Below are 12,358 nucleotides of genomic sequence, written 5' to 3' on the forward strand. Positions count from 1 at the left end.
CGTGAGGCGCCCGTCTATTGCCACGATCTCAGTCATGACGTAGCGCTCAACCCGAGACATCTCGAGAAATTCTGTAATTCCGTTGCATTCCATCGGGCTGGGCATGGACGCCCTCGCATCCCGCCGCACTCGGAGATAAGAGCGCTGCCGAAGAGAAAAACCAGCGCGGATCCGATCAGATACTCATATCTGATCGGATGGCATCTCCCGCAAGAGGAGGACGCCTGCGCCGCTTCTTCTGGTCTCAAACCTCCAGCACAACGGCGAGGCTACTAAAACTCCGCGCTGACTGTACCAAAAAACTGCCGCGGAGCGCCGACCATAAAGGAGGTAAGGTCTCCGCTCATCGGGAAACCAGCTTCTCCCGCCTGACCAATGTATCTATTATTTGTAAGATTATAGACGTTAAACTGGAATTTTAAGCCACGTACCCATTTTGTGTGCGGCACACGGTAGCTTATACCCGCATTCACGAGCCAATATGGCGGAATCGATACATCATTTAAATAACTGAATGGGCGGCTTCCGTAGTAGTTCGCGTCCATATGAACGTCTGCATTGCCGAACTGGTAAACAATATTCCCGTGGTACATCATTGGTGGATAACCGACGACGTGCTTTCCCTTGACAGGATATACTATGCCCGAATTGACGAAATTCTGGTCATACCGCGAGTCATTATAGCTGACGGAATTTGTAATTGATAATCCGCTGATCGGTCGAATCGTCAAGCTTGCGTCTACTCCATTGTTTGTTACCCCGCCAGCATTTGTCAACGTACTCTGTGGGTTAACCACCGTACCGGTGCTTATTCCTGCCAATCTATTGAAAAAATTTACTCGATAAAGGTCTAGATTTGCAGACACATACCGGGAGTCGAACCTATACCCCAGAACATACGACCAGTTGCTCTCTGGCTTTATCGTTTTCTGAAGCTCCTTGAATACCGCCTGGTCGCTCACACCCCATGGACTGCCCAACTGAAAGCCGGAGTACCCGAAGGTCTGCTTATTGTTGCTCGCGTCAAAGTAGAATTCATGCCCAGTCAGAGGGTGCCAATCAATGCCGACGTGGGGGAGAAACGCAGAAGACGTGGTCAAAGAACCGTGGGGCAACTCTGTCGTCCCGGTATACGCAGGATCATTTTGTACCGCATGCTCGTTGGTCGTCTGCAGCAGCGATTTAAACCCGAAATGTATATCGAGAGACTTTATAGGCCGGTAGTCATCCTGAAAATGATACTGGAACGTATTCGTATTGAAGTGATAGACATAAGGTGTGGCGAAGGGCGGGAAATCAGGCTTGCCATTGCTCGCATCTATGGGTTGCCCCTGCCCCAAAACAGGCTCTTGCCAAATATAGGAACCGGCGCGTTCCTGGTCGTTCTCATACCAGACACCGGTCTGAATTGAGTTGTGCGCGATATTATATATTAAATTGGAAGTAAAACCATATGCCACCTCTTCGGTCGACGGCTGACTCGATTCAGAGAGAGGGGCCCCATTCGGCGACGGGTTGAAGGGATTGTTGTAGACGCTATCGTAGTCGATACCCTTACCATAGAACGTGGTATTCAATTTCAGCCGATCAGACAGTACAAAATCGCCCTTCACCCCACCCATCATAGTCGCATAGCTTTGCACAGCATCGTAATAGGCGGCAGTTTCCGGAGACGACAGATCTGCGTAGGAACTAGGGTAATTCCCTTCCGCAATATTGTAAGCAAGCGCATAATTTGGGTAGTAATATGAGAGATTGTATCCAAGTTTATGGAGCGTCTCAAAGCTCATGTCTTGGTACGTATGTTGGACAGTCTGGTCCCAGCCAAAAAAGGCGCTGATCTTGCTTGCTTCGCCCACCGGTTGAACGAGCTTCGCATTGACTTGCTGCCCGAACTGATTTCCGGCTCCCTTCCAAAGATCCGTATCAATTCTGGCGTACGACACATAGAACTTCGTTCCAGTGTGGTTCAAGCTGCCACTATCCAGACGCACGAAGGTCCTGAATGAATTGTTACTCCCGAACATCTGCGAGACGTTCCCGCCTCGCCTATCTGTCGGATCCGAAGAGGTAATCTGAAATGCCCCCCCCAGATCGGTCGTGGATGCAACGCTCTCCGCTCCGGATCCCTGTGTCACGCTTACGCTGCCAACGTTGTCGGGTATAATCGCAGCGTTGAACTGTATACTCCCCGGATTTTGGAGAAGCGGCATACCGTCCAGGGTCGCGCCGATATAACCAGAAGCGAACCCGCGCAAATAGGTGCTTGACGCCCAGCTATCCTGCCCAAAGGGATCGCTCGATTGGAAGTTTACTCCCGGAACTGCCGCAAGGGCTTTCAGTACGCTCGTTCCGCTCGCGCTCTGCAGGATCGCGGCAGTTGTTACGACATCTTGAGCCTCCCGCGATCGCGCCTGGTGAGCACTGACGCTCACCTCTTCGCTCGCTTTCGCAAGTTGACGGGGGGCGCCCGCGCCATGCACGGAAGCGGTCGACGCCCCACTTACCGGACGCGATCCAGCGAGCTTCCCGCTGGGAAATGTCGTCAACTTTCTCGATTTTGTACCATGTGCATCAACCTGCGGCATCGTCGCCGCACCAGCCGAAGCCGTCAATACAAGCCCAGACACCAAAATAGTAGAGGCCAATGATCGTTGCAACGAAGATACGGTGCGCACGCCTAGATTCCTTACGATAAAGCTGAATGATTACAGTTATTAAGACGCATCTATACGTTTCCAAAAACAACGCCGTCATAGAATCGCAGGTATTTCAGATACAAGGACAACCCCACTTCACAGGTTGGCTGCTTCTCATCTATCAACTGCAATACCCAAGATTCTCACCGACCGATTGACAAGCTACACGGCACCAGGCAGCGGCGTGTTCTACAGATCTTCCGGCAGGCGAACGTTGGCTACCCCCTCCATAGTGAGCTTCCACAAACAGCACGACAGTCGATGAGCTTAGCCGTTCGCCATTGACTGTAGTCGTCTTACACATTCCGAAGGAGGTTCTAAGCGGCCAAACTCTGGCCATCTCGTCGCTAAACCGAAACCATTTCACGCACGAGCGACCAGGGCTAGATGTTCGATATTATCTATATCTCCTCAAATAACTTGAAATTTCCATACGATATAACCAGCGCCATCGGACCGATGAACAGACTCTGAATGGCAGGCCCGAATTGACCTCGGTGCCATAATCTTTGTTCTAACGCAGCAACACTGGATCAGCCCATGGGGCTTGCATACTGCGGACTACTAGGGGCATGTTAAGAAGATCAATGTCTAACAACGACTTCAGAGGCAGCATGCTCGCCAAGGACAAGCCGACAGACGAGATACGCGAAAAGTCCAAATCGGGGCGGAAGAAGACTCGCGACCAACGCATAGCGGATATCGTGGAGACCGCAGCCGAAATCTTTGTCAGAGACGGGTACGCCCAATTTTCGGCCAGACGGGTGGCCAGCGAGCTCAATATTACCTTGAGTAACCTGCAACATTATTGCGGCACTACCGAGAACCTGCTCCTCCTGATGGTTCGCATGAAGATCGGTAGCTTCAATACACGATTTCGTGATGTTGCCGCCAAACAGGACCTGTCGGCCCGCGACAGACTAATGGCTGTCATTGAAGAGGACCTGGCCGCGACTCTCGATCCTTGGATAGCTTCATTTTCGTTCCAGGCGTGGGCTCTCGCGGATCACGACAAAGCCGTTCGAGACAGCCTGAAAGATGTGTATCAGGCATTCTGCGTGACGTTGACCCAACTTATCACCGAAGTGAATCCGAAGCTAAGCACTGCTCAGGCAAACGTTTTCGCGACCCTGATCGCCTCACAAATTGAAGGCCTATTGTTCTTTTATAATCGCGCAGGTTTGGATCAGGTCAACTCGGACGTCGTCCTGCAGGCTTTGAAAGCTCAGTGGCTGGACACCATTATCGGCCGATGACCAGAGAATGTTTATATTCGAGCACGGAACAATATTCGTTATTTGACTCTTCCGGGCGAAGATCGGATCACAGTTTCTAGCCTGCGACGAACATCGGCGCATGCGATGCCTCGGCATGGCTTCGGAAGGAAAGGCTCCCATGCTGGGAAAAGGAGGTTCTCTGCGACTCCTGGAAACACAACATGTTGCGCTGCCCCTCCCTAAATGACTGCGGCGAGTGTCCGGCCCAACGTCGAAATGCGTGCCGGAAGTTCGAGGTCTCTGTGTAGCCCAACTTCCTGGCGATCATATCTGTCGTCACCCCTGACTGCAGAAGCAGGAGGCGGGCCTTCTCGAAGCGCACTTCGTCCAATATAGCTGTATATGATGTGCCCAGATCGAGCAGCCGTCGACGCAGAGTTCTTTCCGACATGCCAATGTCGCGTGCGAGCGCCGAGAAAGATGGTACTCCATCAGTTAGATTGTCAAGTCGATTGCGAATCTCAGTAACAAGGGCAGGATGGCGTCTGAATAACTCGATCTCCAGCTGGCACTGCTGCACGCTTCTGAGAAAGGTCACCTCGTGCGCGTGAAGAAGAGTACGATCACATATGGACGCCGGTATGGTAATCGACGTCGCCCTGCCCTCAGTCACCGGGCAATTGGCGAACTGCGACAGCCTTTGGAGGTCATCATGAGTCGCTCCGTGCAATGAAATATGCTCGACAGCGAATCCTCTTCCCAGAATATCCCTGAGCATCACCAATATCTTCGCGACATCGAGGAGGCGGGCGGCTACCCTCACGTCAGGCGGCAACTCGAACATATCATTGACGTGGATTTCTACCGACGGAAGAGACTTCCGCCTTATCTCGAGTTCAGTCTTGAAGCCGAATAAGGAACGATATTCCCGCCAGATATCGAATACGACGCGGAGCGTGGCGCTGCTCATGACCGCGAGGCCGGCATTGCCATAGGCATTGATGTGCTGCCGCTCGGCCACCGCGAGCTCAAGTTCGGCGCACCCGATATACCTGCGCGCCAGCCGATGCATTGAAATGACCTGATCAAGGGTTAGGTAGCATGCGCTATCGAGGCGAGATGTTTCCGGAATTCCGATAGCCTGCATCGGGAATGCCGGGTCGATCCCCCGCTCCCGCAGAATGGTGGCAAAACACCATGCCTCCCCTGACGGAAAGGGAGGCGCGGCAGAACTGAACCCGAAGGTCGCAAATGATCCCTTGTTCGATCTCATGAGTTCTCGCACTCGCCCCTCAAGCTCGCCCCCAACTAGGTCGGTTGACCTACTATGGAGATACACCGCGGGAGGAATCAAGTTTTTTCGCACCTCTTATAGGCACCAACTACATATGGGGACCTCTTTGCTCAATATATTGCCTATTGCATGGTCAATTGCGTGATATTTAACCTCTCCGTTGCCAACAAATTCTACTTCGGGCTCGGCTGAAGATTTGTCGCACCCGATTTATCCGCGTGAGTCAACGTTTGCCGGCGCACCTGACACAGGCGTCAGTATCTCGTGCTGCGAAGAGAAAACGGAAGCACTTGAACGGAGTCTGGCCAGTTCAAACCTGTCCGCGCATCCGTCCGACCATTAGCATGGCTCGGCTATCGAGACTGATATGAAAACATCCCACAGCGCAGCATCGCTCGCGCCACGTCCCATTTGTCGATGCCCCGATGACAGCCAGAGGGTCGCCGAAAGAGTGGACTAGTCCCTTTTCACGTATGGCGTCTTAATCCTGATCCTGGTTTTTAAAAAGTGGTTAGGATCATTTCACGGAGATTAAAAAAAGATATGCGAAAGTCCGCCTGCTTTCTCCTGCTCGCCTCCACAACTGTTGCTACGCCTCTTTCTGGATTTGCCGCACCTGTTTCGCCGCCCGACGGTCAGGCTGATGCCGCCATTTCGAGTATGACAGTCGAGCAGAAGCTCTCCCTGGTTATGAGTAAGATGGGTGGCGACTTTCCCATTGGGACCCCTGCCCCGCCAGGTTCGCGCGGCGGTGCGGCGTTTTTGATCCCTCCGCCCAATCTTGGCCTGCCCACCTTGCAGATCTCCGACGCCGGCTTGGGCGTCGCGGACCCGGATAATATCCGCGCGAACGGCGCCTCAGTCTCGTTGCCGTCAGGACTCGCCACCGCCAGTTCCTGGGATGAGCAGACCGCCACACAGGCGGGGGCCATGATCGGCCAGGAGGCCTGGCGCGAGGGGTTCAACATCCTGCTGGCCGGCGGCGCGGACCTGACCCGTGATCCTCGTGGTGGCCGGAATTTCGAATATGCCGGAGAGGACCCTCTGCTGACCGGGCATATCGTCGGCCATACGATCGCGGGCATCCAGTCTCAGCACGTTCTGTCGCCAATCAAGCATTTTGCGATGAATGATCTTGAGACGTCGCGCATGACCATGAGTGCCAATATCGACTCGGCCGCACTTCGGGAAAGCGACCTGCTGGGGTTCGAGATCGGGATCGAGATCGGGCATCCCGGCGCGGTCATGTGTTCCTATAACCGCCTCAATGAACTGTACGCCTGTGAGAACCCATACCTGCTGACAAAGACGCTGAAGCAGGACTGGCACTATCCCGGTTTCGTCATGTCGGATTGGGGAGGAACGCATTCCGCGGCCAAAGCGGCGCTCGCGGGGCTGGATCAGGAATCGGGAGGGGACAAGATAGACGCGCGGCCCTTCTTCGGTTCGAATCTGGCGGCGGACGTCCATACCGGGAAAGTACCGCGGGCACGCCTGGATGACATGGTCCATCGTATCCTCCGCTCGATCTACGCCGTGGGCCTGGCGCATCATGCACCGGTCATTCAGCCGATCGACGTAGCGGCCGACACGCTGGTCGCTCAGCATGACGAGGAGGAGGGCGCAGTACTACTGCGTAATCAAGACAGCATTCTACCTCTTCGGCGGACGGCCCATGTGGCCGTGATTGGCGGCCATGCGGATGTCGGCGTCATTTCCGGCGGCGGCTCAAGCCAGGTGGAGCCCATCGGCGGTAATCCGGTCAAAGGTTCGGGAAAGACCGAATGGCCCGGTGATCCGATCTATTTCCCGAGCTCGCCCCTTGACGCGATGCACGCCGAGGCCCCGGGGGGGCATATCGACTACGCTTCGGGAACAGATATCGCCCGAGCCACCGAATTGGCGCGTCACGCGGATGTGGCGATCGTATTTGCGACCCAATTCTGTTTTGAAGGCGCGGATGTACCGGATCTCAGCTTGCCCGATCATCAGAACGAGCTGATTGCCGCGGTCGCCAAGGTGAACCCACACACGATCGTGGTGCTCGAGACCGGTAACCCCGTGCTCATGCCGTGGCTCCCGATGGTGCAGGGGGTCGTGGAAGCGTGGTACCCTGGTTCTGGCGGCGGCCCAGCCATCGCTCGACTGCTATACGGTTCCGTGTCCCCATCCGGACATCTGCCGATGACCTTTCCCCGCAGTGCCAGCCAACTTCCTCACCCGGAAATCGCCGGCGTTGCCGTGACCGATCCTTTCGAGAAAATGTTCCTGACCGATCAGGAGCTTCCTTATGACGAAGGAAGCGATGTCGGATATCGCTGGTTCGATGCCCACCATGAACAACCACTCTTTCCGTTTGGTTACGGCCTGACTTACACGTCCTTCCAGCATGAGAATCTAAAGATCGCCGTACGCGAAAATAACGTGACAGCCTCTTTTACCGTAAAAAATACCGGGCCGCGCGCGGGTGTTGATGTTCCTCAGATTTATATCGGACTGCCGGATCACGCTGGACGGCGCCTGGCCGGATGGGCCAGGATCGCGCTTGCTTCCGGTGAGGAACGAAATATCACCCTGAACCTCGAACCGCGCATTCTGGCGCATTTCGACGCAGGACAAGGCCGATGGAATGTACCGACCGGCAAGTTTCGTTTTTGGCTTGCGTCATCCGCTTCAGACGCTTCATTAGCGACAACAAACGTCGTTCATGGCTGGAGCATACAACCGTGAGCACAAACCTCACGTCTCGATCATACCTCCAGCGGGCCACCAACCCGCCCGTAACGATTCCTGTCCCAGGCGCTGCAAACCGCCCTATCGGCTGAGAGATCCCCGGAAGGCCACGAAGAGTGGCCTTCACCTTCCCCCAGGTGTCATCGGTAAAAAGATGCTTGCGATGTCTTTCTCACCGTCGCCCGCGTCCTGTGCTAATTTGCAATAGGAAAGAAACGCGTCTGTGGCCGCATGCGGCGTGCCGTGGGTAGCACATGCGTCACGGACAATCTCCTGTCCCGAGACGTGAACGTCTACCGACGCCTGATCTCCGAAATAGTCACTCCGGACGATCCGATCGGTCGCAGTCGCGATGCCATCGGTGAGCATATCCACCATGATGGCTGAAAGATCTTTGAATTGGCCGGGATCGACGTTGCCTGCGCGCGCCAGAGCTGCACCTTCGAAATACGAAGCAAGTGCGCCAAAATAAAATGCGTATAGGGCAAGGTAGGCGAGGACGGCGGTTCTGGGATTTTCTCCGAGATATTTCTGACTGCCCGCCAGGATAGACAACGTATTTTCGTGGGCTATGAACGCATCCCGCTTCCCCGCATAGAGAATAACAGTCTTGGGCTTCCCGATATCCTTCGGATAGCACATGATCCCGCCATTCAGATAGAATCCGTGACGGCCTTCTACATAAGACGCAATCCGCAAGGCGACTTCTGCGTCCCCAGTAGATAGGTCCACGATCGTCCTACCGCTCAAACCAGGTATGTCCGCCCCCAAGAGAGCGGCCTCACTGGCAGCTTTATCAATCATGCAGATGATCGTGAGGTCGGACAGCTGAACCGCCTCGAACACCGACGACGCGACCACAGCACCGTCATGCGCCAATGCGTGCGCCCGTGCCGGCGTACGGTTCCAAACGGTGAGCTTTACGCCACCGCGCAGCAATGCCTTCGCCAGCGCACCGCCCATGGAGCCCAGACCTAAGATAGTAACAGACGCTGAATCAATGGGCCCTGGCATCTTGGTATCCTCACGGGGGATCGCGCGATCTCGTACCCTGCGCTCACAATAAGTGTAGAATTAGTATCGGCACCACCCCCGTTCTGTTTTCCGAATGGTTAGGATTTTTTGTCTAATCCGATATAATCCGCAATCTCTTCATAATTGACTTGCCACAATCCAGGAAGTCCAAACATATCTGCGCGGAAAGACCGAAAGCCAAGACATTGCTGCACGCGCGGCGACAAGGTACGGGCAAGGTCCATACTCACGACGAACGGATAGGCCTCCTCGGGAACCAGCCAGCCAGGATTGAAGGTAAAGGCGACGGCTCGCCGCTTGGAATCCTTCGTGATGTTGGCGCCGCCGCCATGAACGATCTTCCCCGTAAAGAAGAGCGCATCTCCGGGCTCCAGAAGCGCAGGGACCGTCATGTCCTGAGAACCTCTGTCCTCGTAATCGTCCCAGTTCTGACTGCCGGGAATGACCCGCGTCGCGCCATTCTCTTCGGTGAACGGAGTCAGGGCGATCAGAAAGTTGCAAATGACATCGGGGGCCAGCTTTCCGAATGGCTTGAACGCCATATAGTTCTCGAAATCCCGATGCAGCGTCTGAGCTTTGTTTCCAGGGCCGATCTCGATGACTTGAGCAGTGCCCATCCAGTATGTTTCGCAGGTCGGACTCAGAATCGCGTGGGCCAACTCATGGACCTTATCGTGATCAATGATTTCCGTACGGAATGTCTTGCTGTGCGTCACGAGATTAGTGAGACGCTTGGTCTGCGCGCCATGGAACTCTTGAACACCGGCATTATCCTTTTGTGAACCGGCAAGAATTTTTTCGAGCTCAGGATCGATTTCCGTATTGAACCTTGCCACCTGATCCGGTGTGAGAAGTCCCTTGACAATCACGCCAGCGTCTTCCGCAAGAATCCGCAGCACCTCGTCCTTGGGTGTATCAAGCGTTATTGTCTTGAAGACGTTTTTCGGTTCATTGGTCATTGTTGAAAACCCTCATCTGGCTGGCACTCGTCGAAACTCGGGCAGCGTTATTACGTTCTGAATATCCCTGCCCGATTCATTCTCGTTTAACCGATGTCGGCCGGCACCGAGTAATCGACCGGCGCTCCGAGCCACCCATTCCACCGTTTGGTCCAATAGAGATCGTGCAGTTTTGTTGCGATCTTCCCCGGGCCGGACACACCCCCCAAAACCTTGCCGTCAACGCCGTTGATGGGCATGATGCCGCCGGCAGTCGACGTCAGAAAGGCTTCGTCAGCATTGTATAACTGCTCGACATGAACCGGTTCGACGCGCACGGGCAAGCCGATCTCATGGGCGAGATCGAACGTGGTCTTGCGCGTAATACCCTCGAGACAACCAGTGTCCGGCGTATACAGCACGCCATCCTTGATGACAAAGATGTTCGAGCCCGGGGCCTCCGCCAGATACCCCTCCGCATTGCACAAGACCGACCAGTCGCACTTCGCGCTGCCTGCTTCGAACAGCGCGAGCTTCAAATCCATCCAGTGGAAGTTCTTCGCGGTCGGGTCCACCGCGTGGGGCGGAATGCGGATGAACTTCTTACTCACCATAATCTCGACGCCCCGCGTACGCTGGACGTCATTTGCAATGAACAAATAGGGGATGGCAAAGGCGTAGAAGCGATTCTCATAGGCGTCCGGATTGGTGCGCCCGGCGGGGTCGGGCGAATACCCACGGGTCACGCCCCACCAAACGTATGCCTCTTTTGTCCCCGCAAGTTTAACCAGGTTTGTCAGGATATTGGCCGTTTCCTCCTTCGTATACGGATTCCGAAGAAGAAATTTGGAGCAGGCCGTCTCGAACCGTTCGAGATGATCCTCCAGACGGAAAAAATATCCCTTGCTGACACTCACGACGTCATAGGCCGCATCGGCCTGCATGAAACCCAAATCTGCCAGGGGCACCGTAGCCGTGTCGATCGAACTATAGACACCGTTCGCAAACGCCGATCCATGATCGTATTGAGGATCGAACGCGACGCGAACATGATCTGGTTCGGTCAGCATAACGTGTTCTGCCTGAATGATGCTCATCTGGTCGCTCCATGCTCCAAGGTGACGGGTGTGGCACGATCCGCGCAGTGACGACGCGGGTCAGGTCGCATTTTCCGTCGGGCTGCCCAGCCCGTTACATTTCGAATGACGTTCGGGGGACAGATGCAGCGCGCAAGCACGGAACGACAAATATCGGCCTTATGCATCACCAGCTTGCGGGCTCAAATCGAGCCACCCCTACCGAACACTATAAGCCCGAAAATAGAACGGCCTTGCCACCATCGACAGGTGCGGAGTGGCCAAAAGCCTCGCCTTTGCGGCCAGCATCGATTCCGTAGTTGCATCGATTTGGCCGGGATTCACCTTCTGGACTCCGAGGGCTTCCGTCTACTGTTTGATCTTCTAGAGTTGCGTCCAGGGCGCCGTCGCGCGCATGAATGGGAATATCGGATGAAGAGTTCAGCGGTCACAGTCGTCGGTCTTGGTCAAATGGGCGCGGCCCTTGTCCCGCCGTTCCTACGCGCCGGCGAGGATGTCACCGTCTGGAATCGCTCGCCGCAGAAGGCAGAGCCGCTGGTGGCCGCCGGCGCACGACTGGCGGCCGACGTCAAGGATGCGATATCGTCCTCGGATCTGATCATCGTCTGCCTGGCGGACTACGCGACGAGCGATCGTCTCCTTCGCGACGAAATGCTCAGTGCAACGCTCCGAGGCAAAACGGTGGTCCAACTGACGACCGGGACCGGCGCCGAGGCGCGAGACGCCGCGGCGTGGGCACATGACGCGGGCGTCACCTATCTGGACGGGGCGATCATGGACTATCCCACGATGGTCGGCTCACCTGAATGCATGCTCCTTATATCGGGAGCCAAGGAGGTGTATGACCAATACAGTACGCGCCTCGGCGTGTTGGGCGGCCGTCTTACCTATGCCGGTCCCCAGTCCTCCGCAGCGAACGTCCTCGATGGCGGCCTCCTGACAATGTACTACGGTAACGCCCTGAGCTTCATGCAGAGTTCCGCAATGCTCATGGCCGAGGGAATTGATGCCGGACAACTGGAACACGCGCTCCAGACGTTCATGCCGGTGATTACCGCAACCTACAAGCGTAGTGCGGACGCGATCCAAAAGCGTGATTATTCCGGAAACGAAGCCTCGGTCCAAGTTCACACGATCGGGGTGCAATCTCTCCTCTCACGGGCAGAGCAGGATGGGATAGAACATAGAATGCTGAAACTGTTTGCAGATTATTTGAACGAGACCTTAGCGCGCGGACATAAAGACGCGGAACTGCCTGCAGTTTTTGAACTTTTTTCTCCAAAATAGGCGTAGCAAGGGAGAATGTTTTTCGATCCGGCACTTCGCGGGCGGGCGCTGCCGCCGC

General features: G+C 55.3%; 8 protein-coding genes. 3 read left to right on the forward strand and 5 right to left on the reverse strand.

Translation table 11 applies throughout. The features are described from left to right. Positions 1-272 precede the first annotated feature (272 nt). Positions 273-2,678: a TonB-dependent receptor domain-containing protein gene (locus QN315_RS09450; RefSeq protein ID WP_323993225.1), complete on the reverse strand. Its 2,406-nt coding sequence runs from the start codon at positions 2,676-2,678 to the stop codon at positions 273-275. A gap of 635 nt (positions 2,679-3,313) precedes the next feature. On the opposite strand from QN315_RS09450, the gene QN315_RS09455 reads away from it, so the two are divergent. Beyond that, positions 3,314-3,955 (forward strand): TetR family transcriptional regulator C-terminal domain-containing protein, encoded by a 642-nt coding sequence (locus QN315_RS09455; RefSeq protein WP_323993226.1) that lies wholly within the window; start codon positions 3,314-3,316, stop codon positions 3,953-3,955. A gap of 76 nt (positions 3,956-4,031) precedes the next feature. Here QN315_RS09455 and QN315_RS09460 read toward each other — a convergent pair whose 3' ends face one another. Continuing rightward, complete coding sequence (locus QN315_RS09460; RefSeq protein WP_323993227.1) at positions 4,032-5,189, reverse strand: AraC family transcriptional regulator ligand-binding domain-containing protein; 1,158 nt, start codon at positions 5,187-5,189, stop codon at positions 4,032-4,034. Between the two features lie 564 nt (positions 5,190-5,753). Between QN315_RS09460 and QN315_RS09465 the strand changes: the two genes are divergently transcribed. After that, a complete protein-coding gene (locus QN315_RS09465; protein ID WP_323993228.1) occupies positions 5,754-7,940 on the forward strand; it encodes a glycoside hydrolase family 3 C-terminal domain-containing protein in 2,187 nt (728 codons plus the stop codon). 126 nt (positions 7,941-8,066) lie between these two features. Here QN315_RS09465 and QN315_RS09470 read toward each other — a convergent pair whose 3' ends face one another. From QN315_RS09470 to QN315_RS09480, 3 genes are all read right to left on the reverse strand, one after another. Further along, the gene (locus tag QN315_RS09470; RefSeq protein ID WP_323993229.1) at positions 8,067-8,957 is read right to left on the reverse strand and encodes an NAD(P)-binding domain-containing protein; all 891 of its coding nucleotides are present in this window, start codon (positions 8,955-8,957) and stop codon (positions 8,067-8,069) included. 98 nt (positions 8,958-9,055) lie between these two features. Further along, complete coding sequence (locus QN315_RS09475; protein ID WP_323993230.1) at positions 9,056-9,937, reverse strand: phytanoyl-CoA dioxygenase family protein; 882 nt, start codon at positions 9,935-9,937, stop codon at positions 9,056-9,058. An 86-nt stretch (positions 9,938-10,023) separates the two neighbouring features. Next, positions 10,024-11,013 carry an aminotransferase class IV gene (locus tag QN315_RS09480; RefSeq protein WP_323993231.1) on the reverse strand — a complete coding sequence of 330 codons (990 nt, stop codon included), beginning with the start codon at positions 11,011-11,013 and terminating at the stop codon, positions 10,024-10,026. A gap of 123 nt (positions 11,014-11,136) precedes the next feature. On the opposite strand from QN315_RS09480, the gene QN315_RS09485 reads away from it, so the two are divergent. After that, on the forward strand, positions 11,137-12,300 hold the full coding sequence (locus QN315_RS09485) for an NAD(P)-dependent oxidoreductase (RefSeq protein ID WP_408904613.1): 1,164 nt from the start codon (positions 11,137-11,139) through the stop codon (positions 12,298-12,300). Positions 12,301-12,358 lie beyond the last annotated feature (58 nt).

Source organism: Nguyenibacter sp. L1, assembly GCF_035199985.1.
GTDB lineage: Bacteria > Pseudomonadota > Alphaproteobacteria > Acetobacterales > Acetobacteraceae > Gluconacetobacter > Gluconacetobacter vanlangensis.

Coding starts and splice junctions, on each gene's coding strand:
- QN315_RS09455 (WP_323993226.1), top strand. CDS start 3,314: ATGCTCGCCAAGGACAAGCCGACAGACGAGATACGCGAAAAGTCCAAA.
- QN315_RS09460 (WP_323993227.1), bottom strand. CDS start 5,189: ATGAGATCGAACAAGGGATCATTTGCGACCTTCGGGTTCAGTTCTGCC.
- QN315_RS09465 (WP_323993228.1), top strand. CDS start 5,754: ATGCGAAAGTCCGCCTGCTTTCTCCTGCTCGCCTCCACAACTGTTGCT.
- QN315_RS09470 (WP_323993229.1), bottom strand. CDS start 8,957: ATGCCAGGGCCCATTGATTCAGCGTCTGTTACTATCTTAGGTCTGGGC.
- QN315_RS09475 (WP_323993230.1), bottom strand. CDS start 9,937: ATGACCAATGAACCGAAAAACGTCTTCAAGACAATAACGCTTGATACA.
- QN315_RS09480 (WP_323993231.1), bottom strand. CDS start 11,013: ATGAGCATCATTCAGGCAGAACACGTTATGCTGACCGAACCAGATCAT.
- QN315_RS09485 (WP_408904613.1), top strand. CDS start 11,137: ATGCAGCGCGCAAGCACGGAACGACAAATATCGGCCTTATGCATCACC.